The sequence below is a fragment of the Micromonospora sp. LOL_023 genome, from assembly GCF_048060115.1.
Lineage (GTDB): Bacteria > Actinomycetota > Actinomycetes > Mycobacteriales > Micromonosporaceae > Micromonospora_E.
Map to the genome: position 1 here is coordinate 21,775 of NZ_JBHMIM010000041.1, position 20,501 is coordinate 42,275.

Sequence of the window (20,501 nt, forward strand, 5' to 3'; positions counted from 1 at the left end):
GGTCATCTGGGGGGACGAACCGCCAAGAGTGCCCGCGGTGGAAGGGTTCCGCCAGTCGAACCGGCCAGGTTCAGACCTTGCGGTAGCGCGACTGGGCGAAGCAGAAGACGCCGAACGCAGCGAAGCCTGCGGCGACCAGACACAGCAGGATGGTGCCGAACGCCTGCTCCCGCAGGGTGTGCAGGGCCGCGTCCAGGCCCCGGGCCCGCTCCGGGTCGTACTGGACGGCGGCGACCACCACCAGCAGACCGGCGGTGCCGTACGCCACACCCTTGGCGAGGTAGCCGACCGTACCGAGCCGGCAGACCGTCCGGCGTACCTTGGCGCTCATGTCCCCGGTCGCCAGGTGCTTGGCGAACCGCTGGGTCGCTCCGTTGAACGCCATCCCGGCACCGACCCCGACCAGTGCCACGCCGGCCAGGCCGACCAGCCACTGTCCGCCAGGAGCGGACATCACCCGCTCACTCATCGCCTGTTGCTGGTCCGCGCTGTCGGCGTTGGCGTCGCGGAACACCTGCACGGCCGTCCAGGCGAACGAGAGGTAGACCGCGGTACGCCCGGCCGACAGCACCCGTTCGAGGATGCGGTCGGTGCCCTGCTCGACCCGGTGGCCGACAGCCGCCTCGATCCCCTGCCAGAGCGCCATCGCGGCGAGTCCCACCGCGACGCCGATCAGCAGCACCCCACCGAGCGGCTGCTCTGCGAGCGTCCGCAGGGCACCGGACTGGTCACCGTCGGCGGCTGGTCGGCCGAAGGCGATCTGCACCGCGAGCCAGGCCACCAGCAGGTGGACCAGTCCGTAGCCAATGAACCCGCCTCGGGCGAGCAGCTCCAGCCAACGACTGTCGCCAACCTGGTGAGCGGTGCGTCGGGCGTCTCGGGTGTTCGGCATGGGCGCTTCAATGACCGTTCGCGACCATCGCCAAACCTGTTCGCGACCATCGCCAGACCTGCCGGTGGGGCGAAGGCACCGCCGGACCGGTCGGTGATGGCCTACTGGCGGGTGACCTGGATCGCCACCTCCGACTCGGTGACCCGCTCCAGGCTGACCGCGAACCCACCCACCTCGGTGGCCTGCTCCCCCACCGTCAGGGTCACCTGCTCGCCGGCCACCTCCACGGTGACCCGGTCCCCTTCGGCGTTGATCAGTCGCGCGTCGATGCCGAGGAAACTCGCCCGCGCGTCGACGCCCCGGTTGAAGGTGACCGTGCATGCGTCCAGCCCACAGTCGGTGCTCGCCCCCTCGGAACTGCAGCCGGCGAGCAGCGCCGCGCCGAGCGTCAACGCGGCGAACCCGGCGGCCCAGCGGCCGCCTCGGCCGGGGCGCCGACCGGCGAACGGGGAGGTCTGGACGGTGGTGCCGGGAGGTTCGGCGGCCGGCGGAGCCGGGGGTGAGATCGTCACGGGTCAAGGGTACCGACGCGGTACTACCTGCGGCCGGCGCGCCCGGGCCGGGCCGGCCGGCTAGGCTCGGCCCGGTAGCGGGACGGCGGAGGGCCGCCCGATCCCCGGTCCAGGAGGTGCCCAGCGTGACGTTTCTGGTCGAGGACAATCCGGCGCGCCACCGGTTCGAGATCCTCGTCGACGACGGTCTGGCCGGCTTCGCGTCCTATCGGATCACACCCGGCACGGTGGTCGTGACGCACACCGAGATCGACCCGGCCCACCGGGGACAGGGCGCCGGCGACGCGCTCGCGCACGGGCTGCTCACCCGGATCAGCGAACGCGGCGAGTTGGTGGTGCCACAGTGCCCGTTCATCGCCGCCTACATCGAGCGGCACCCGGAGTTCGCCGCGCTGGTCGCCGGTGGCTGAGGCCGACCGGCAACGGACACTACGTACGGTGGTCGCGCTGGCCACGGTGGTCGCGCTGGCCGCCGCCGTGCTGGCGGTCGGCGGCTGGCTCGGCTGGTTCAGCGACCCGACGATCTCCGACGCCCCAGAGGCGTCGGCTGACGTCGAGGTGGTCGCCACCGGGCTGGTGGCCCCGTGGGATCTGGCGTTCCTGCCGGACGGCACCGCGCTGGTCACCGAGCGGGACAGCGCCCGGCTGCTGGCGGTCGACGGCCAGGGCACGATCCGGGAGGTCACCACGATCGCCGACGCCGCCCCGGGCGGCGAGGGCGGGTTGCTCGGCGTCGCGGTCTCCCCGCAGTTCGCGACCGACCGCTGGGTCTACCTGTACTACACGACGGCCGACGACAACCGCATCGTCCGGCTGCGGATCGAGCCGGACGGCGCGGCGGGCACCCCCGAGCCGGTGTTGACCGGTATCCCCCGGTCCAGTACGCACAACGGCGGCCGGATCGCCTTCGGTCCGGACGCGATGCTGTATGCCGGCACCGGTGACGCCGGCGACCGGGGTGCCGCGCAGGATCCCGCGAGCCTGGCCGGCAAGATCCTACGGCTGGCACCGGACGGATCGGCCGCGCCGGACAACCCGTTCCCGGACTCGCCGGTGTTCAGTCTCGGGCACCGCAACGTCCAGGGTCTGGACTGGGGGCCGGACGGGCAACTGTTCGCCAGCGAGTTCGGCCAGAACCGCCATGACGAGTTGAACCGGGTCGAGGCTGGCGGCAACTACGGCTGGCCGACCGCCGAAGGCGTCGCCGAGTTGGCGGAGTTCATCGACCCGGTGGCGACCTGGGCACCACGCGATGCCTCCCCCAGCGGGCTGGCCTTCCATCAGGGCCGGTTCTGGCTGGCCTGCCTGCGGGGCGAACGGTTGTACCGGGTGGAGGCGGATGGCACCGGGGCCGAGACGCTGATCAGCGGCGAGTACGGCAGACTCCGACATGTCGTGACGGCACCGGACGGTACCTTGTGGGCGCTGACGTCCAACCGGGACGGTCGTGGTTCACCCGTCGTGGACGACGACCGGATCCTGCGTATCACCGGCTGAGCGGGCCCGGCCCGGCTCCGCCGGCTCGATTCCGACCGGCGCGGGGCCGGCGAGTAGTTCCGCCGCCGCCTCGGCGTTGGCCCGGCTGGCTCCGTACGTGGACAGGTGGGTACCGCCGGTGACCCGGACCGGGACGCCCATCTCGACCACGACGGCGTCGGGACGCGCGGCCAGCAGCTGGTCGACGGCGGCCGACATCCACGGGTGGCGGTGCAGGTCCCGGACCACCAGGACCAGCGCGTGGCCATCGGCGGCGGCGAGTACCGGGTCGGGTGTCCGGCCGAGATCGACTTCGGTCAGCCGGACGGTGACCGTTCCGGGTCGCCGTCTGGTCAACGGCTCGCGCAGACCCCAGGGGGTCTCGGCGCCGGTGGCGATGTTGTGTGGTGGCGCGAACTCGACGACGTACGGCTGTCCCCGTAGGGGCAGGGTGCCGTCGGCCCGGACCCGGACGGCGCGGCGGGCGGCGGTGAGCCCCACCGTGGGTCGCGCCGGAGCGTCGGCGCTGGCCGACGGTGCCCCGTCGGCCAGCGTCGTGCGCCGCCGTGCGGTCCAGTCGGCGAGTCGTTCGATCCGCTCGGCCGCCTCGGCCAGTCGCTGGGCCGGCAACTGTCCGGCGGTCACCGCGTCGACGATGGCGTCGCGCAGCAGTCGGGCGGTGGCCTCGTCGGCGTGTTCACCGCCCACGCAGACCGCGTCGACGCCGGCGGCGAGCGCTCGTACCGTCGCGCCGGCCAGGCCGAACCGGGCGGTGACCGCGCTCATCTCGATCCCGTCGGTGACCACCACGCCGGTGAAGCCCAGTTCGTCACGGAGCAGGTCGACCAGGACGGCACGGCTGAGAGTCGCCGGGCGGACCGGATCGATCGCCGGTACCAGCAGGTGCCCGGTCATGATCGTCTGGCTGCCGGCGGCGATGGCCGCCCGGAACGGTGCGAGCTCGACGGCGTCCAGCCGGATCCGGTCGGCGCCGATACGGGGCACCGCCACGTGCGAGTCGACGCTGGTGTCGCCGTGGCCGGGGAAGTGCTTGGCGCACGCGGCGACCCCGGAGCCCTGCATGCCCCGGATCCAGGCCGCAGTGTGCCGGGCGACCAGGTGCGGGTCGTCACCGAACGCCCGGACGCCGATGACCGGGTTGTTCGGGTTGGAGTTGACGTCCGCGACCGGTGCGTAGTTGATGGTGATCCCGGCCTCAGCCAGTTCCTGTCCCAGGTCGTGGGCGACCTGTTCGGTCAGCGCGGGGTCGTCCACCGCGCCCAGCGCCAGGTTCCCGGGACGGGAGCTGCCCCGGCGGGACTCGAGCCGGGTGACGTCACCGGCCTCCTCGTCGATGGCGACGAGGATGTCCGGACGCTCGGCGCGAAGTGTCGCGGTGAGCGCGGCGACCTGGGCGGCGTCGGTGACGTTTCGGGCGAACAGCACGACGGTGCCCAGACCGGCTGCGATCCACTGCCGCACCCAGTCCGGGGCGGTGGTTCCGGTGAATCCGGGCTGCAGCACGGTGGCCGCCATGCGCCGCAGGCTCGGGCTGGAGTCGACCATGCGGCAGGCACGCTCCTTCGAATCGGTGGTGGGATCACGCGAGCCGCCCGGCGACCATCGGCGTGGGGCCTCGCGCGCATCCGGCCGGTCCGGGTTGGCCGCAGACAATGGTCACACCCCCGAATCTATTAGTCAATAAACCTTCCTATTAGCCGGGACCCGGCTCGGCGGGGCGGTTCGCCCCGGCGTCGACCGCGAGGGCGGGCAGGTCCGCGGAACACACTGTCGCCCGACGGACAACGGTGTGGGACAGTGCGCAGATGGCACCGGTCGTCCTGTTCGCAGCCGAAGACGTCAGTTGGCACGACATTCCCGGCGTCCAGGTGGTCGGCGCGGTCCTCGGCGTCCTGCTCCTGATGGCCGCCCTGCGGTCGATGTTCGGCAAGGGCCGCTGAGCCGGCGCTGTTTGATCACCGCCGCCGCCGGGTAACCATGGCTTCCGATGAAGCTGCCCCTGCACTCACCCCGCCTGCGCCGCGCGGCCCGACAGCGTTTCGGCTGGTCGGCACTGCGACCCGGACAACTCGGCGCGATGCGCGCGCTACTCAAGGGCCGCGACGCGCTCGTGGTGCTGCCGACCGGAGCCGGCAAGTCCGCCGTCTACCAGGTACCGGCCAGCATGCTGACGGGTCCGACGGTCGTGATCTCCCCGCTACTCGCCCTGCAGCAGGATCAGATCACCGCGCTCAACGACCGGAACCAGGCCGACCTACGCGCGGTCCGGATCAGCTCGGCGGAGACCCCAACGCAGCGGCAGGCCGCGCTCGACCAGGTACGCCGCGGCCAGGCCCGGTTCCTGTTCACCACTCCGGAACAGCTCTGCGACCCGGACCGACTGGCGGACGTACGTGATCTCAAACCGTCCCTGGTCGCGGTCGACGAGGCGCACTGCATCTCCGCGTGGGGTCACGACTTCCGCCCCGACTACCTGTCCATCGGGCATCTGGTCCGCGAATTGGGCCGCCCACCGGTGGTCGCGCTCACCGCCACCGCCTCACCGCCGGTACGCGAGGACATCGTCGCCCGACTCGGCCTGACCGATCCCCATCTGGTGGTCGCCGGCCTGGACCGACGCAACCTCTTCCTGGAGGTCGCGCACTGCCCGACCGAGGACTACCGGTGGCGCCGGCTACTCGCCCTGCTCGACGTCGAGCGGCCACCCGGCATCGTCTACGTGCCGACCCGCCGGGCGGCCGAGGAGTTCGCCGATCGCCTCGCCGCAGCGGGGCATCCGGCCCGCTGCTATCACGGCGGCATGGCCGCCGGTGCACGGGAACGCCTGCACGAGGAGTTCCTCGACGGGCTCGTGCCGATCATGGTGGCCACCTCCGCGTTCGGGATGGGCATCGACAAGCCCGACGTGAGATGGGTGGTCCACACCGCACTGCCCGACTCTCCGGACAGCTATCTGCAGGAGATCGGCCGCGGCGGCCGCGACGGCGATCCGTCCCGGTCGCTGCTGCTGTGGCGGGCCGAGGACATCGGACTGCAACGCTACTTCACCACCAGTCCGCCCGAACACGACGACCTGCGTGACCTCGCGGCCCTGCTGGACACCAGCCCCACCACCCGCAAGCAGCTAGGCGAACGCACCGGGCTGGGCACCCGCCGACTCGGCCAGCTGCTGGCCCTGTTGGAAGAGGTCGGCGCCGCGCGGACCGTCGCCGGAAGCCGGGTCGTCCGCCCGCCGTACGCGCCGCTGCCCGCGCTGGCAGCCGCCGACGCTGTGACGGCGGCCCAGCGCAGGCAGACACTGCAGCGGTCCCGGACCGACATGATGCGGGCGTTCGCCGAGGCGACCGGGTGCCGCAGCCAGGCGCTACTGGCCTACTTCGGTGAGCACATGGCGGAGGTCTGTGGTCACTGTGACAGTTGCCACGCCGGCACCAGCGTCGCGGACGACGGGGCCAGCGGCCCGTTCCCGGTGCACAGTATGGTGCGACACGCCGAGTGGGGTGCCGGCATGGTTCTCGGCTACGAGGAGGATCGGATGACGGTGCTCTTCGACGGTGTCGGATACAAGACGTTGTCGGTGCCGGTGGTCAGCGATCAGGGCCTACTGGCCGCCGAGCCGCGGTGAGGCGACGTTGAGCCGCAGCGCGGCTCGGCCCGCGTCGGGCAGCCCGCCCGGCGGACCGTTTGTTGAGAGGGGCATGAGTGTGACGGACCTGCCGGTGTACACCGAGCTCGGATTCTCCGACGAGGAGTGGGGGCTGCTGGTCGGACTGCCGCAGGCGGTACTGACCGCGGCGAGCGCGGCCGAGGCCGACAGCGGGCGACGGACCCGCGCCGAGAACGCCGCCGGCCTGGAGGCGATCGGCACCGGCCGCGAGACGGCCAGCCCGCTGGTCACCGCGGTCGCCACCGAACTGGTCACCCGGGTCGGCGACCCGGAGACCGGCGAGGAGCTGCCGGTGATCGAGCCGGCCGACCCACAGGCGTTGATCGCCGACGTGCTGGCCCGGGCCGGGCAGGCGGCCAAGCTGCTCGCCGACCGGGTCGACGACGGCGAGGCCGGGGCCTACAAGCACTGGTTGGTCGGCATCGCGGAGCAGGTGGTGGGCGCCGCGACCACCGGTGGGGTGCTGGGCCTGGGCGACGAGACGGTGACCGAGTCGGAGCGGAGGTTCCGCGACCGTCTCGCCCACGTACTCAACGACTGACTTCCCGTACCCACCGGTGCGCTCGATCTTGACCCGCCCCAGTACGGTCTTGGATCGCGGGCCGGTCGAGGCCCGGTGGACCCCCCTCCCCTGGGAGCATCATGGAGCTTCTGACCAGCCCCGAGCTGTGGATCGCCTTCGCGACCCTGCTGCTGCTCGAGGTCGTGCTGGGCATCGACAACGTCGTGTTCATCTCGATCCTCGCCGGGCGGCTACCCGAGCATCAGCAGGCTCGGGCGCGCACCGTCGGTATCTCGCTGGCCCTGATCACCCGGCTGCTGCTGCTCGCCTCGCTGTCCTGGGTGATCGGGCTGACCGCCCCGCTGTTCACCGTGTTCGGAATGGAGATCTCCGGTCGGGATGTGATCCTGCTGCTCGGCGGCGGCTTCCTGCTCGCCAAGGCGACCTATGAGATTCACGAGCATCTGGAGGGCACGGATCACGGCAAGAGCGGCAAGACCGCGTCGTTCGCCGGGGTGATCGCCCAGATCCTGGTGCTGGACGTGGTCTTCTCGCTCGACTCGGTGATCACCGCGGTCGGTATGGTCGACGAGCTGTTCATCATGGTCGCCGCCGTCGTCATCGCGATGATCATCATGCTGGTCTCGGCGGGAGCCGTCAGCGGTTTCGTCAATCGGCACCCCACCGTGAAGATGCTCGCGCTGTCGTTCCTGCTGATCATCGGCGGCAGCCTCATCGCGGAAGGGCTCGGCCAGCACATCCCCAAGGGCTACGTGTACGGGCCGATCGCGTTCTCCATCTTCGTCGAGATGCTGAACCTGCGGTTGCGCTCGCGTAGCAAGCTGCCGGACGCGAAGCCGGTCAACCTGCACCCGACCTTCGTCAAGGAGCCACCGGCACCGGCCGCCACCGGCGACGGCCAGCGGCCGTCAGCGTAACGGCAGCAGCCGCCGCACCGCCTGTTCGGCCGCGGTACGGGTGGGCTCGCCGGCACCGAGGCGAGCCACCCGGCCGCGGTGGAACAGTTCGACGACCCGCGGGTCGACGTATGACGCGCGGGCGACGGTGGGGGTGTTGCCGAGTAGCCCCGCGACCTCCCGCATCACCGAGGCCACCGCTCGGCGGCGCGCCGCCGCCGAGCGGGGCACCCCGCCCCCGGCGAGTCGAGTCGCGGCCAGCACCGTCGCGTGCCAGGTACGGAAGTCCTTGGCGGTCATCTCGGTGCCACTCGCCCGACGCAGGTAGTCGTTGATCTCGTCGCTGCGCACGTCCCGCCACTGCCGGCCGTCCCAGTAGCAGAACAGCCGCTGCTCGCCCCGACGGCGGCGGCGCAGCGCCCGCAGCACCGCGCACACCTGCTCGTCGTCGATCTGCCGTACCTGTGGCACCCCGCCCTTGGCGGGAAACTCCAGAATCACGCACCCCCGGCCGACCCTGGTGTGCGTCGACCGCAGCGTGGCCAGCCCGAACGTCGGATCGTCGCCGGCCGCGTACTGGTCGCTGCCGATGCGGAACATGCCCAGGTCGAGCAGACGCACCAGGGCGGCCAGCACCCGTTCCCGGCACAGTCCGTCGCCGCGCAGGTCGGTCGCGATCCGCCGCCGCAGCCGGGGCAGCCGGTCCGCGACCTGCCGTACGTGCTGGAACTTCGCGGTGTCCCGCCGGATGCGCCACTGCGGGTGGTACAGGTACTGCCGCCGGCCGGCGGCGTCCACCCCCACCGCCTGGACGTGCCCCACCGGGTCCGGACAAATCCACACGTCCCGCCAGGCCGGTGGGATCGCCAGGTCCCGCAGCCGGCCGAGCTCCTGCGGGTCGCTGATCCGGCGGCCCGCCGCGTCGAGGTAGGTCGTGGCGCGTCCCCGCCGGTGTCGCCGGTACCCCGGCCGATTCAGGTCGCTACGCCGCAGCCGCAGCACGTTCCACCTGCTCGACGGCGTCGAGTACCTCGCCGACACAGATCGCCGCCATCGCCGGATCCACCGCTTCCGGCGGACCCACCAGCTCCACCGGCTCGCCGTCGACCACCCCCGGCTCCTCGGTACCGCGCGACAACGCCGGATACTGCAGCACCCGGTGCCGCCGACGGTCGATCGTCGGCCCCCAGCGTGTCGGCGAGGTGGGTCCGAACAGCAGCACCGACGGCACCGCGAACGCCGTGGCCAGATGAGCGGCCCCGGTGTCCGCCGCGATCAGCAGGCGGGCATGCGACAGCAGGGCCACGAACCGGGACAGGTCCATCCGTCCGGCGCAGACCGCCGTCGCCGGTAGTCCGGCACCGGCCGCCACCGCCTCGGCGAGCGGACGTTCCCGCGCCGAACCGGTCACCGTCACCCGATGCCCGGCTCGGACGAGCCGCCGGGCCAGCTCGGCGAACCGCTCCGCCGGCCAGCGCCGACGGGGTGACGCCGCGCCCGGATGCACCACGGTCACCCCGACCTGCACCCGGTCCGGTGGTGGCCGGCGCAGCAGCAGGTCGGCGGGGTCGGTGTCGACGCCGTACCAGGCCAGCAGCCGACACCACCGCGACACCTCGGGCTCGTCGTCGCGCCACAGCGGGCCGTCGGAGTGCGCCGCCTGTGGGCACTCGTACGCCCACAGCCGCCCGGGCCGGGTCGCCCGCAGCAGTTGATGCGACCGCGGGCCCCGGCCGTGCAGGTTGACCGCCCAGTCCGGCACGGCGTCGAGCGCCGGCACCGTGTCCAGCCCGGACAGCGGCACCAGCCGATCCACCGCGTCGATCAGGTCGACCAGCGGAGCGAGAACAGCCGGTGCGGCCAGGGCGATCGGCGTCGCCGGGAACCCGGCACGCAGTCCACGCAATGCCGGCACCACCGTGGCCACATCGCCGATGCCGAGGGCCCGCAGCACCAGGATCACGGGTACGACGATTCCTGGTCCGCGCAGATGACCATTTCCCGTACCGCGCAGCCCACCGGCTGCTGCAGCGCGAACAGCACCGCGGCCGCCACGTCGCCGGGTTCGTTGAGGGCGGCGTCGACGCCCGGCCGGTACTGGGCGACGCGGTCGTCGAAGAACGCGGTCCGCATCCCCCCGGGTATCAGCAGAGTCACCCCGACCGTTCCGGCGAGTTCCGCCGCCAGCGCCCGGGTGAAGCCGACCACCCCGAACTTCGCCGCGCAGTAGGCGGTCGCGTCGCTGACCGCCTTCACCCCGAGGGTCGAGGCGATCGTGACGACCGATCCGCCGGCACCGGTCAGCCAGGGCAGCGCGGCCCGGATCACCGCGGCGGTGGCCAGCAGGTCAACGGTGACGATCCGCTCCCACATCTGCGCCGGCAGGTCGGCGAGGCGGCCGGGGACGTCCATCCCGGCGGCGGTGACCACCGCCCCCATTCCACCGAGCTGCTCGGCGAGGCTCCGGGTGGCGGCTTCGGCCGCCCGGGTGTCAGCGAGGTCGCACTCGATCCACGGCACCCCGTCGGTCGGTTGCCGCCGGTCGATGACGCACGGGCGGTAGCCGGACTTGGCCAGCAGTGCGACGACAGCGGCGCCCAGGCCACTCGCGCCGCCGGTGACCAGTACCGCTGGACCGCTGGGATTGTTCGTCACGCGGGCTCCTTGCGTAGTTCGACGTGGCCGTCGGGGACGCCGCGGGCACGGGCCATGGCGATCAGGTTGGTGGTGGAACGGCCGTCGAGGTACGGCACGATCGCGGTCTGTCCGCCCCACCGGCGCAGCAGGCCGGCCTCGGGAAGATCCGGCTGGCCGGCACCGTCACCGGCGTAGTCGCCGCCCTTGACCCAGATGTCCGGCCTCAGCCAGCTCAGCACCGCGTGCGGGGTGTCCTCGTCGAAGATCACGACCGCGTCCACGCAGCCCAGTGCGGCCAGCAATCGGGCCCGGTCCCGCTGGGTCACCACCGGGCGGCCCGGCCCTTTGAGTCTTGCCACACTGACGTCGGAGTTGACGCACACGATCAGGCAGTCGCCCAGTTGCCGGGCGGCTTGCAGCGCCGTCACGTGCCCGGCGTGCAGCAGGTCGAAGCAGCCGCCACTGGCAACCACCGTGCCGCCGCTGGCGCGGACCCGGGCGGCGAACTCGCCGGCCGCCTGGTGCCCGATCCGTTGTCCGGTGACGGCCGCGTCGAACTCCGCTGTCGGGTGCGCCGAGTCGGCGAGACCGGACCGGACCGGACCGACCGACCGGTCGTGGTCGTCGGCAAGCAGCCGGCGCACCCCGGCGGCTCCACCGTCGAGGACGTACCGGCAAGCCCGCTCCACCGCCGTCTGAACCGCTTCGGAGACCAGCGCGCCGCCGGCCAGGGCAAGCGCGGCAGCGGTGGCGAACCGGTCCCCTGCACCGCAGGTGTCGCCGTCCGCGCTGGCCGGGGCGGGCACCATCAGCGGGACGCTGCCGGTGTGGCAGAGCAACGCGCCGTCGCCGCCCATCGTGACCGCGACCGCCCCGGCCCGCCAGCGGCGGCGCAGCTGGTCCGCGCCGGCCGTCGCCGTGGCCACGCGGCTGTCGGCGACCGGCTGGCCGGTCAGCTGCCGGACCTCCGTCTCGTTGGGAGTGACCAGTCGGGCACCGGCGACAGCGGCCGGCCCCCGGGGGTGCGGATCCCACACCACCGGCGCGGCGGTGGCGGCCAGCGCGGCACGCAGCGCCGGCAGCCGCGCCACTCCCCTGCCGTAGTCGCTCACCACCACCGCCGCCGCCGACGCCAGCAACTCCTCGGTGGCCGGTGACAGCGCGCCACCGATGGCGCCGAGGCCGCCCCGGTCCAGGCGTAGCAGTACCTGGCCCCGAGTGCGCAGCCGGATCTTCTCCGCGGTGGCGCCGCCGAGCGGCAGTGGATGCAGATCGATGCCGGCGGCGCTGAGCAATGCGGCCAGCCGGGCACCGGCGGCGTCGGATGCGAAGGCGCTGACCAGCGCCACCGGATGTCCCTGCCCGACGGCGAGGACCGCGGCGAGGCCAGCGCCGCCGGGCCGGTCGTCGACGTACCGCTCGTCGAGCACGGGGGCGGCAGCGTCCGGGCAGACCCGGGTGACCGCGCCGTCGACGTCGCGGTCGAGCAGGGTGTCGCCGACGATGACGATCGGCGCGGCGGTCATGGCCGGCCGCCACTGGAGTCGACCACCGGGAGCCCGGAGACCGTCGCCGCCCCGGCCGGGGTCGGCGCGGACCGGACCGGGGCCGGCGCGATGCCTGGTGGCTGCGCCGCCGCCGGTGGCACCGCGCCGACGCTGTCCGGGATGTCGGCGGTGAGCCCACCGGTCACCGCGCCGACCAGGCCCAACACGCTGGGCAGCGTGCGGTCCACGTACTCGCAGAGCAGATGCGCGCTGACCAGGTGCAGTTCCTGCACCACCTGCGGGTCGGCGGCCGGCACCGCCAGCACCTCGTCACACGCCTCAGCCAGCAGGTTCGGTGCCGGCCCGGTGCAGGCCCAGCACCGCAGCCCGGCCTGATGGCCGGCGTGCGCGGCGGCGAGCAGGTTCGCGCTGCGGCCGCTGGTGGACAGCAGCAGCAGGATGTCGCCGGGCCGCCCGTGTGCGCGTACCTGCCGGGCGAAGACCTCGTCGAAGCCGAAATCGTTGCTGATCGCGGTGAGCGACGAGGTCTCGGCGGTCAGCGCGATCGCCGACAGCGGGGTCCGGTCGTCGCGCAGCTTGCCGACCAGTTCGGCGGCGAGGTGCTGCGCCTCGGCGGCGCTGCCGCCGTTGCCGGCCACCAGCAGCCGTCCACCGTGGCCGAGCGTCCAGGCCAGTTCCGCGCCCCACCGGCCCAGCAGGGACGCCACCTGGCGGTACGGCGTCAGCGCCTCGGCCAGCCCGGCAAGGTGGGCGTCTAGCAACGCGTCCGCGTCGGTCACCTCACGCCACCACCCGGCTCGGCTGGCGCACCCCGCTGACCACGCCGTAGATCGCGGTCAGCTGTGCTGCGGCGCGTTGCCACGAATAGCACTGCCGGGCCCGGTCCAGCGCCGCCGTCGCGTACGCGAAGCGGCGCACCCGGTCGCTGAGCAGCCGGCGCATCGCCATGCCGAGCGCCCGGGGGTCGCGGGCCGGGACCAGGTCGCCGGTGAGGCCGTCGACGACGGTGTCGGTGAGCCCGCCGACCGCAGTGCCGATCACCGGCACGCCACAGGCCATCGCCTCCAACGGGGTCAGGCCGAACGGCTCGTACCAGGGGGCGGCGACGAGTACGTCGGCCGACCGGTACCAGCGCGGCATCTCCTCGCGCGGTACCCCGCCGACGAGTCGGACCCGGTCGCCGACTCCGCAGGCCTCGGCGAGTTGGCGCAGTTGGCGGGCCTGCGGGTCGGCGTCGAGCTCAGTTGGAGGCGGACCACCGACGACGACGCATTCGGCGTCCGGCGCGAGCTGCATGGCCCGGATCACGTCCTGGAACCCCTTGCGGGCGACCAGCCTACCGACGGTCAGCACCCGGTGCCGGTCGGCGCCCCGGTCGGCCACCGGGCCGTCCGGGGCGAACGTCCGGTCATTGACCCCGGACGGCACCACCGACAGCCGGCCCCGTGGCACCCCCATCCGGATCAGCTCGGCGACCTCGTCCTGGGACTGGGCGATCACGCGGTCGACGCTGCGCCCCAGCGCCCGCTCGTAGCCGATGCGCCGCGGCGGGCTGGTGTCCATCGCCCCTTGGTGACGGCGTTTGACAGTGCCCAACGCATGATAGGTGTGCACGACCGGCACCCCGGTCGGCCGGCCGGCGGCGACCGCGGCCAGGCCACTCATCCAGAAGTGGGCGTGCGCCACCGCCGGGGTCCAGTCCTGGCTCCACTGGCCGGCTAGCCACCGGCTGAAGTCCGCCATGTACGGCAGCAGATCGTCCTTGGCGATGTGCTCGGCCGGCCCGGCGGGCACGTGCACCACCGCCACGCCGTTGTCCAACTGCACCAGTTCGGGCAGCTCTGGGGAGTCGCGCCGGGTGTAGACGCGCACCTCGTGGCCCTCGTCGGCAAGTGCGGTGGACAGTTCGGCGACGTGGGTGTTCTGGCCGCCGGCGTCCACCCCGCCGAGTGCGGCGAGCGGGCTGGCATGCTCCGAGATCATCGCGATGCGCATAGCGCCTCCTCCAGCAGCTCGTCCCAGTCCGCGAGGAACCGGTCCAGTCCGTAACGGTCCTGCGCCGCCCGCCGGGCTCCGTCGCCGAGTCGGCGGGCGGCGGCCGGCTCGTCGAGCAGCCATTGGGCGGCGTCGACCAGGGACTGCACCCGGGTGGCGAGCACCCCGGCGGACGGCGGCACCGCGGCGACCGCCTCGGTGGTGCCGAGCACGATCACCGGCATGCCCATCGCCATCGCCTCGATCAGGCTCAGCCCGAGCGAGGTCCACCGGCACAGGTGCAGATAGGCCCGTCGGCGGGCCACCTCGCGGTGCATGTCCGCCTGCGGCAGGTCGTCGTGGACGGCGACCCGCGGTCCGGCCGGGCCGAGCGCCTCGGGCAGGCCGGTGACGCCCATGCCGTACACGTCGAGGGGCGCCACCTGGGCGAACCGGGGCATCAGGTCGGTGCCGGTGATCCGGCGGCGGCGGACGGGTTCGTTGGTGACGACGGCGAACCGGTCGAGGTCGCCGCTGTAGCGGGCGGTCGGCGCGAGGATGCCGTGCTCGATGACCCGGGTCCGGGTGCCGCCGGTGTCCCAGAACAGGTCGTTGAAGTGGGTCACGTGCACGACGGTGAGGTCGTCACGGTCGGCCATCGGATGGCGGGTCGCGGGGACGTCGCCCTTCGGTGTGTTGTGCTCGACGTAGATCGCCGGCACGTCGCGGCCGACGGAGCGGCCGAGCCAGCTGGTGGCGAGGTCGAGCTCCTCGGGACGTTGCAGGACGACCAGGTCGACGTCGGCGGTGGCGAGCTGGCCGGGGCGAACCTCGGTGACGCTGTCCGGCCAGGGGTAGGTCCGCGCCCGGCCCAGCCCGTACGGACCCCGGTCCGGGGTGACGGGGACCAGGTAGTGGTGCTTTCCGTGTACGAAGGCGGTGGTCCATGACCCGTGGACGTGCCAGAGCAGGATGTTCATCCGACCGTCCCGCAGATCAGCCGGACCGCGTCGACGACACGGTCCGGGGAGACCGACGACAGGCAGGGGTGGCCGGGCACCGGGCAGCGGGCGGCGCGGGTGTTGCGGCAGCCGGCCACCGGATCGCCCAGCCGCACCCACGGCACCCGGTACGGTCCCCACTGGCCGAACGGCACCGTCGGTGCGAACAGGCTGACCACCGGGGTGCCGACCGCCGCCGCCAGATGGGCGGGCCCGGTGTTGCCGACGATCAGGGCGCTGGCCTGCGCGATGATCGCGGCCAGCCGGGCGAGCGAGGTCTGGCCACCGAGGTCGATGCCGTCCCGGCCGGCGACCCGGGTGCTCAGCGCCCGTTCGCCCGGCCCACCGGTGACGACCACCCGGTGTCCGGCGGCGTGCAGGGCGCTGACGAAATCGGCGCAGCGCTCCGGTGGACAGGCCCGGGATTCGACGGACGACCCGGGGTGGACCACCACGTAGCCCGGCGGGCCGGCGGGGCCGGGGTCGGCCGCCGCCACCTGGCCCTCGTCGGGCAGGGTTCCCGCGGCGGAGAGCCGATCCGCAGCGGGTCGCAGACAACCGGGACGCAGCTGCAGCGTCGGCTCGTCGGTGTCGGGCAGGGCGTATCCGGCGGCGGCGGCGAGTGACAGGGCCCGCTCCGGCTCCGGTACGCCTGGCGGAACCCGGTGCCGTACGTCGAGCAGCGCGCCGGGATAGTCGTCGCTGATCGCGGCGATCCGGCGCACCCCGGCCAGCCGCAGCAGCAGGGCCAGGGGCAACGGCGACTGGTGGAACGAGGTGAAGATGATCGCCTCGTCGACGCCGGTGCGGGCCAGGCGGTCGGTGAGCAGGGTCAGGTCGGCCGGGTCGACCGGTTGCGGAGCGGGGTCGATCCACGGCAACGGCCACTCGATCAGTTCGGTGACGCCGGGCAGCAGTTCGGCGGCCGCCCGTCCGCGCGGGCCGCAGAGCATCACGACTTCGTCGGCGCCGGCCGCGACGGCCCGGATCGCCGGGCCGGTCACCAGCACGTCTCCGACCGAGTCGCAGCGCGCGACGAGCACCCGGGCGCGCCGGCCACCGGGGCGGGGCGCGGTGGCGATGCGCTGCCGGCGCAGGACGAGGTCGACCGCGCCGGCGAGGTCGCCGGCGACGGCCGGCGCGGCGGCCACCTCCTCGGGGCGGGTCACCTCGGTCGGGACCAGGATGGCGGTGGCTCCGGCGGCCCCGGCGGCGGTGACGTCCCGGCCGATGTCGCCGATCACGACGCAGCGCTGGGTGGTGGTGCCCAGGGCCCGGGCGGCGGCGTGGATCATGCCGGGGGCCGGTTTGCGGCACCGGCAGCCGTCGCGGTCGTCGTGCGGACAGACATGCCAGGTGTCGAACGGGCCGAGTAGTTCCTCGACGCGCGCGTGCACCCGGGCCAGTTCGTCGATGGTGAAGCAGCCCCGGGCCAGGCCGGACTGATTGGTGACGACGCCTAGGCGCAGACCGGCGGCGCGCAGCCGGTCGAGGGCGGCGCGGGCCCCGGGCACCGGTTGGACCAGGGCCGGGTCACCGTTGTACGGCACGTCGTGTACGAGTGTCCCGTCACGGTCGAACAGCACCGCGTCGAACAGCCCGCGGCTTCGACTGATCTGTTCGCTTCGCACCTGGCTCCGTTTCCCGGGGGTGCGGCGAGTAAACATCCTTCGCGTTCGTCCGATCCGCACCATTTGGCGGTCGTCGGGTTAGTCGGCGCGGGCAGGGGTACCCGCCGGCTGTGGCTGTCGTGCAACGGGTGATCCCCGCTCCACCGGATCAGGTCTTCACCGTGCTGGCCAACGGTTGGTCGTACAGCGACTGGGTGGTGGGCACGGTCCACATCCGCGACGTGGACGAAAACTGGCCACAGCCGGGTGCCAGGCTGCGTCACAACGCCGGGCCGTGGCCGCTGTCGCTGTCGGACACCTCGACCGTGCTCTCCTGCGATCCACCGCACGAGTTGACGCTGCGGGCCGGGCTCTGGCCGCTGGGCGAGGCGACCGTGGTGTTCCGGCTCGCGGTGACCGAGGCCGGTGCCACCCGGGTCACGATCGCCGAGTCCTTCACAGCCGGACCACTGCACTGGATCCGTACCAAGATCGATGATCTGGTGCTGCACCACCGCAACAGGGAGACGCTTCGGCGGCTGTCCGACATCGCGACCCGCAAGGTCGTGGTCTGAGGCCGCAGCAGGGGAGTCGACAGCGTACGTAATGCCACAGGGAGGCGAGCGGGATGAGTCAGACCGTGATGATCACCGGAGCGAGCGCGGGCATCGGACGGGCCACCGCGCAGCGGTACGCCCGGCGGGGCGCCCGGCTGGGGTTGGTCGCCCGGGGCGAGGCCGGGCTGGCCGCCGCCGCGGCCGAGTGCCGGGAACTGGGCGCCGAGGCGGTCGCCACCTACCAGGTCGACGTGGCCGACCCGGCGGCCGTCGACCGGGCCGGTGACGACCTGGTCGACCGCAACGGCTGCCTCGACGTGTGGATCAACAACGCGATGGTGTCCGTGTTCGCCCCGACCTGGGAGATCAGCGCGGACGAGTTCCGTCGGGTCACCGAGGTCAACTATCTCGGCACGGTGCACGGGACGCTGTCCGCGCTGCGCCATATGCGCCCGGCCGGGATCGGCACCATCGTGCAGGTCGGATCGGCGCTGGCGTACCGGGGAATCCCGTTGCAGTCGGCCTACTGCGCCAGCAAGCACGCCATCCAGGGGTTCAACGACTCGTTGCGCTCGGAGCTGCTGCAGGCCAGTCCCCGGATCAAGCTGTCGATGGTGCAGTTGCCCGCCGTGAACACGCCGCAGTTCTCCTGGGTCCGCACCCACCTGCCCCGACACCCGCAGCCGGTGCCGCCGATCTTCCAGCCCGAGGTGGCCGCGCGGGCGATCTGTTGGGCGGCGGACAAGGGCCCACGGGAGATCAACGTCGGCGGCCCGACGCTGCGGGCCCGCCTCGCCGACGTGTTGGCTCCCGGGCTGCTCGACCGGTTCCTCGCGCTGCGCCAGGTGGGTTTCGACGCGCAGCAGACCGACGAGGTGATCGACCAGGCGACCTGGCGGGACAATGTGGACAGCCCAATGGACGCCGAGATCGACCACGGGGCGCACGGGGTGTTCGACGAGCAGGCTCACCACCGGTCGCTGGCGCTGTGGGCGGTGACGCACAAGCAGACGGCCACCGCGCTGTTCGCCGCCGGCCTGGGCGCGGCCCGCGCGGCGGTCGGCGCCGGGTCGAACCGAGTACGGATGGCAGCTGGCCGGTAACGACCGGCAGGACCCGGGCGCAAATCTGACATCGACCCCGATCTCGGTCGGGATCGCCCCAGACGGTGCACTCAACTACAATAGGTGATCTAAAAGTCATCTCCCCTGAACTCCTCACGGCCTTCGAGGCGCACCCGTCCGCCCAGTACTGGATCTTCAACCGGCAGATCGCCAGTCGCAGCAGTGGCTGGGTCCGCCGGATCTACACCGGCAGCAACCCGCACACCCGCCATGTACATCTGTCGATCCGACAGCACGCCGGGGCGGAGCAGGACACCACCGGCTGGGAGCTACGGCCCGGGGCGGTCGAACCGGCGCCGCCGACGGCCGGGGTACCGACTTCACCGGCCCCAGTACCCGTGCCGGACGTGCCCGGACAGCCGTCGCGGCGGCGGGCCCGAATGGTGATCGACTGAATTTCAGACCTCGCTCGACGGTCCAGCCTCGACCAGCCACGGTCAGCGGTAGATCGCCCGTTGCGCGGCCGACACGACCGCGCCGTACAACGGGCCGGTCAACGCCCGGTCGCGGGCCAGCGCCGCCCGCGCGGCGTTCGCCCCGGGTGCCCCGTGCACCCCGCCGCCGGGATGCGCCGACGCCGAGGCGAGGAAGAGCCGGTCCACCGGGGTGTCCGCGCGGCCCAGGCCGGGCACCGGCCGGAAGAACAGTTGCTGGTACGCGGCCGCGGTGCCGCCACCGACGGCTCCCCCGACCAGGCTCGGGTTGCGTTCCTGCAGGTCGGCTGGGCCGGCCACGTGCCGGGCGCGGACCAGCGCCCCGAATCCGGGCGCGTGCCGTTCCAGCACCGCCTCCATCCGGGCGACCTGGTCGAGAATCTCCTCGGAGCGCCAGTGCACCCGGTGCGGCAGGTGGGTGTAGGCCCACAACGTTTCGGTCCCCTGCGGCGACCGGCTCGGATCCGCCGTGGTCAACTGGCCGAGCAGCAGGAACGGATCCCGGGGCACCTCGCCGCAGGCCAGGGCGGCGGCGTACCGGGTGAGACCGTCGAGGTCGGCGCCGAGATGGACGGTGCCGCTCGCGGCGACCGCCGGGTTGCGCCACGGCATCGGCGCCGACAGGGCCCAGTCGACCTTGACCGTCGAACCGTCCCACCGGAACCGGCTCAGGTCGTCGGTCATCCGCGTCGGCAACCAGGCGCCGCCGACCAGATCGAGGAGAAGGGTCGGGGCCGGCACATCGGCGAGTACCGCCCGGCGGGCCCGCCACAGCCGTCCGTCGACGGTCCGGACCCCCACCGCCCGGCTCCGCGCGACCAGCACCCGGTCCGCGGCGGCCCCGGTCACCAGCCGCCCGCCACGGGTACGCAGCCGGCCCACCAGCGCGTCGGTGATTCGCTGGGCACCGCCGGCCGGCACCGGCCAGCCGACCTCCTGCCCGAGCATGGCCAGCAGCCACCCGTACACCCCGGACGCGGCGTCGTCGGGCGCCAGGTCGGTGTGCAGTGCGCAGCCGGCGAGCAGTGCCGGACCGCCGTCGCCGTCGAACAGCTCCCAACCGAGTTGCCGCACCGGCAGCAGCAGCCGGCGGGCCAGCCGCAGCGACCCGGCGACCCGCAGCCGACGCAGCAGGGTCGCGGCGCCACGGATCGGCGGGAACGGGGTGAACAACGCGTCGATCAGCGGAGCGGAGACGCCACGCCAGTCACCGTACGCGGACAGCCACCGTTCCCCGTCGCCAGCGGCGAACGCCTCCAGCGACGTCGCCGTCCGCCGCGGATCGAGGTTGACGACCGCAGCCCGGTCGTCGGGCAGCAGATGGGCGAAGACGTCCTTGGCGTGCCGCCAGCGCAGCCCGAACTCGGCCAGCCGCAACTCGCGCAGCACCGGGGAGACGAATCCGAGCGGGTAGAAGGAGCTGTACAGGTCGCTGAGGTAGCCCGGGGCGGTGACCGCGGCGGAACGTACCGCTCCGCCGGGAGCGCCGGTGGCTTCCAGCACCAGCACGTCCCAGCCGGCGTCGGCGAGCAGATTGGCGGCGACCAGCCCGTTGTGCCCGGCACCGATGACGACCGCGTCCGCTGTCTCCACACCCGAGATTGTCATCCCGGCGCGGCTACCCCGTCGGCGCGGGGTCAAACGTTTGCCGCGGCGGGCAGCGGGAAGA

21 protein-coding genes are annotated in these 20,501 nt (G+C 73.0%); 9 read left to right on the forward strand and 12 right to left on the reverse strand.

Annotated features, from left to right (window positions below; translation table 11 throughout):
* Nucleotides 1–70: 70 nt before the first annotated feature.
* Both ACFHVL_RS21155 and ACFHVL_RS21160 read right to left on the reverse strand, forming a co-directional pair.
* Complete coding sequence (locus ACFHVL_RS21155; protein WP_416630060.1) at nt 71–892, reverse strand: DUF1206 domain-containing protein; 822 nt, start codon at nt 890–892, stop codon at nt 71–73.
* Between the two features lie 101 nt (nt 893–993).
* A complete protein-coding gene (locus ACFHVL_RS21160) occupies nt 994–1,398 on the reverse strand; it encodes a hypothetical protein (protein ID WP_416630127.1) in 405 nt (134 codons plus the stop codon).
* A gap of 131 nt (nt 1,399–1,529) precedes the next feature.
* On the opposite strand from ACFHVL_RS21160, the gene ACFHVL_RS21165 reads away from it, so the two are divergent.
* Together ACFHVL_RS21165 and ACFHVL_RS21170 are read left to right on the forward strand one after the other, a co-directional pair.
* Nucleotides 1,530–1,814: a GNAT family N-acetyltransferase gene (locus ACFHVL_RS21165; RefSeq protein ID WP_416630062.1), complete on the forward strand. Its 285-nt coding sequence runs from the start codon at nt 1,530–1,532 to the stop codon at nt 1,812–1,814.
* Nucleotides 1,807–2,901, forward strand: coding sequence for a PQQ-dependent sugar dehydrogenase (locus ACFHVL_RS21170; RefSeq protein WP_416630064.1), 1,095 nt, complete (start codon nt 1,807–1,809; stop codon nt 2,899–2,901). The genes ACFHVL_RS21165 and ACFHVL_RS21170 overlap by 8 nt, the downstream gene beginning before the upstream one ends.
* Here ACFHVL_RS21170 and ACFHVL_RS21175 read toward each other — a convergent pair.
* The gene (locus ACFHVL_RS21175) at nt 2,857–4,446 is read right to left on the reverse strand and encodes a glycoside hydrolase family 3 protein (RefSeq protein ID WP_416630065.1); all 1,590 of its coding nucleotides are present in this window, start codon (nt 4,444–4,446) and stop codon (nt 2,857–2,859) included. The genes ACFHVL_RS21170 and ACFHVL_RS21175 overlap by 45 nt on opposite strands.
* A 260-nt stretch (nt 4,447–4,706) precedes the next feature.
* Here ACFHVL_RS21175 and ACFHVL_RS21180 point away from each other — a divergent pair, with 260 nt between their 5' ends.
* The 4 genes from ACFHVL_RS21180 to ACFHVL_RS21195 all read left to right on the forward strand — a co-directional run bounded on the left by ACFHVL_RS21180 (nt 4,707) and on the right by ACFHVL_RS21195 (nt 8,008).
* Nucleotides 4,707–4,841 carry a hypothetical protein gene (locus ACFHVL_RS21180; protein ID WP_416630066.1) on the forward strand — a complete coding sequence of 45 codons (135 nt, stop codon included), beginning with the start codon at nt 4,707–4,709 and terminating at the stop codon, nt 4,839–4,841.
* A 47-nt stretch (nt 4,842–4,888) separates the two neighbouring features.
* Nucleotides 4,889–6,526: a RecQ family ATP-dependent DNA helicase gene (locus tag ACFHVL_RS21185; protein WP_416630068.1), complete on the forward strand. Its 1,638-nt coding sequence runs from the start codon at nt 4,889–4,891 to the stop codon at nt 6,524–6,526.
* Nucleotides 6,527–6,599: 73 nt separating this feature from the next.
* On the forward strand, nt 6,600–7,109 hold the full coding sequence (locus ACFHVL_RS21190; RefSeq protein WP_416630070.1) for a hypothetical protein: 510 nt from the start codon (nt 6,600–6,602) through the stop codon (nt 7,107–7,109).
* A gap of 101 nt (nt 7,110–7,210) precedes the next feature.
* Complete coding sequence (locus ACFHVL_RS21195; protein ID WP_416630072.1) at nt 7,211–8,008, forward strand: TerC family protein; 798 nt, start codon at nt 7,211–7,213, stop codon at nt 8,006–8,008.
* Here ACFHVL_RS21195 and ACFHVL_RS21200 read toward each other — a convergent pair.
* From ACFHVL_RS21200 to ACFHVL_RS21235, 8 genes are read right to left on the reverse strand one after another with little or no spacing between them, the layout of a single operon-like run.
* Nucleotides 8,000–8,986, reverse strand: coding sequence for a DNA topoisomerase IB (locus ACFHVL_RS21200; protein WP_416630129.1), 987 nt, complete (start codon nt 8,984–8,986; stop codon nt 8,000–8,002). The genes ACFHVL_RS21195 and ACFHVL_RS21200 overlap by 9 nt on opposite strands.
* On the reverse strand, nt 8,970–9,950 hold the full coding sequence (locus tag ACFHVL_RS21205; RefSeq protein WP_416630073.1) for a glycosyltransferase family 9 protein: 981 nt from the start codon (nt 9,948–9,950) through the stop codon (nt 8,970–8,972). The genes ACFHVL_RS21200 and ACFHVL_RS21205 overlap by 17 nt, the downstream gene beginning before the upstream one ends.
* Complete coding sequence (locus ACFHVL_RS21210) at nt 9,947–10,642, reverse strand: SDR family oxidoreductase (protein ID WP_416630075.1); 696 nt, start codon at nt 10,640–10,642, stop codon at nt 9,947–9,949. Before ACFHVL_RS21210 ends, ACFHVL_RS21205 begins: the two co-directional genes overlap by 4 nt.
* Nucleotides 10,639–12,150 (reverse strand): PfkB family carbohydrate kinase, encoded by a 1,512-nt coding sequence (locus ACFHVL_RS21215; protein ID WP_416630077.1) that lies wholly within the window; start codon nt 12,148–12,150, stop codon nt 10,639–10,641. Before ACFHVL_RS21215 ends, ACFHVL_RS21210 begins: the two co-directional genes overlap by 4 nt.
* Nucleotides 12,147–12,911: a D-sedoheptulose-7-phosphate isomerase gene (locus ACFHVL_RS21220; RefSeq protein WP_416630079.1), complete on the reverse strand. Its 765-nt coding sequence runs from the start codon at nt 12,909–12,911 to the stop codon at nt 12,147–12,149. The genes ACFHVL_RS21215 and ACFHVL_RS21220 overlap by 4 nt, the downstream gene beginning before the upstream one ends.
* 1 nt (nt 12,912) lies before the next feature.
* Nucleotides 12,913–14,127, reverse strand: coding sequence for a glycosyltransferase (locus ACFHVL_RS21225; protein ID WP_416630081.1), 1,215 nt, complete (start codon nt 14,125–14,127; stop codon nt 12,913–12,915).
* Complete coding sequence (locus tag ACFHVL_RS21230; protein WP_416630082.1) at nt 14,112–15,086, reverse strand: glycosyltransferase; 975 nt, start codon at nt 15,084–15,086, stop codon at nt 14,112–14,114. Before ACFHVL_RS21230 ends, ACFHVL_RS21225 begins: the two co-directional genes overlap by 16 nt.
* A complete protein-coding gene (locus ACFHVL_RS21235; protein ID WP_416630083.1) occupies nt 15,083–16,774 on the reverse strand; it encodes an HAD-IIIA family hydrolase in 1,692 nt (563 codons plus the stop codon). The genes ACFHVL_RS21230 and ACFHVL_RS21235 overlap by 4 nt, the downstream gene beginning before the upstream one ends.
* 74 nt (nt 16,775–16,848) lie before the next feature.
* On the opposite strand from ACFHVL_RS21235, the gene ACFHVL_RS21240 reads away from it, so the two are divergent.
* From ACFHVL_RS21240 to ACFHVL_RS21250, 3 genes are all read left to right on the forward strand, one after another.
* A complete protein-coding gene (locus tag ACFHVL_RS21240) occupies nt 16,849–17,292 on the forward strand; it encodes an SRPBCC family protein (RefSeq protein ID WP_416630084.1) in 444 nt (147 codons plus the stop codon).
* 53 nt (nt 17,293–17,345) lie between these two features.
* Nucleotides 17,346–18,377 carry an SDR family oxidoreductase gene (locus tag ACFHVL_RS21245; RefSeq protein ID WP_416630085.1) on the forward strand — a complete coding sequence of 344 codons (1,032 nt, stop codon included), beginning with the start codon at nt 17,346–17,348 and terminating at the stop codon, nt 18,375–18,377.
* Nucleotides 18,378–18,442: 65 nt separating this feature from the next.
* Nucleotides 18,443–18,793 (forward strand): hypothetical protein, encoded by a 351-nt coding sequence (locus ACFHVL_RS21250; RefSeq protein WP_416630086.1) that lies wholly within the window; start codon nt 18,443–18,445, stop codon nt 18,791–18,793.
* 42 nt (nt 18,794–18,835) lie between these two features.
* Here the strand turns inward: ACFHVL_RS21250 and ACFHVL_RS21255 are convergent, their stop codons facing one another.
* Nucleotides 18,836–20,440, reverse strand: coding sequence for a phytoene desaturase family protein (locus tag ACFHVL_RS21255; protein ID WP_416630088.1), 1,605 nt, complete (start codon nt 20,438–20,440; stop codon nt 18,836–18,838).
* Nucleotides 20,441–20,501 lie beyond the last annotated feature (61 nt).

Coding starts and splice junctions, on each gene's coding strand:
- ACFHVL_RS21155 (WP_416630060.1), bottom strand. CDS start 892: ATGCCGAACACCCGAGACGCCCGACGCACCGCTCACCAGGTTGGCGAC.
- ACFHVL_RS21175 (WP_416630065.1), bottom strand. CDS start 4,446: ATGGTCGACTCCAGCCCGAGCCTGCGGCGCATGGCGGCCACCGTGCTG.
- ACFHVL_RS21180 (WP_416630066.1), top strand. CDS start 4,707: ATGGCACCGGTCGTCCTGTTCGCAGCCGAAGACGTCAGTTGGCACGAC.
- ACFHVL_RS21185 (WP_416630068.1), top strand. CDS start 4,889: ATGAAGCTGCCCCTGCACTCACCCCGCCTGCGCCGCGCGGCCCGACAG.
- ACFHVL_RS21190 (WP_416630070.1), top strand. CDS start 6,600: ATGAGTGTGACGGACCTGCCGGTGTACACCGAGCTCGGATTCTCCGAC.
- ACFHVL_RS21195 (WP_416630072.1), top strand. CDS start 7,211: ATGGAGCTTCTGACCAGCCCCGAGCTGTGGATCGCCTTCGCGACCCTG.
- ACFHVL_RS21215 (WP_416630077.1), bottom strand. CDS start 12,150: ATGACCGCCGCGCCGATCGTCATCGTCGGCGACACCCTGCTCGACCGC.
- ACFHVL_RS21225 (WP_416630081.1), bottom strand. CDS start 14,127: ATGCGCATCGCGATGATCTCGGAGCATGCCAGCCCGCTCGCCGCACTC.
- ACFHVL_RS21230 (WP_416630082.1), bottom strand. CDS start 15,086: ATGAACATCCTGCTCTGGCACGTCCACGGGTCATGGACCACCGCCTTC.
- ACFHVL_RS21235 (WP_416630083.1), bottom strand. CDS start 16,774: ATGTTTACTCGCCGCACCCCCGGGAAACGGAGCCAGGTGCGAAGCGAA.
- ACFHVL_RS21245 (WP_416630085.1), top strand. CDS start 17,346: ATGAGTCAGACCGTGATGATCACCGGAGCGAGCGCGGGCATCGGACGG.
- ACFHVL_RS21255 (WP_416630088.1), bottom strand. CDS start 20,440: ATGACAATCTCGGGTGTGGAGACAGCGGACGCGGTCGTCATCGGTGCC.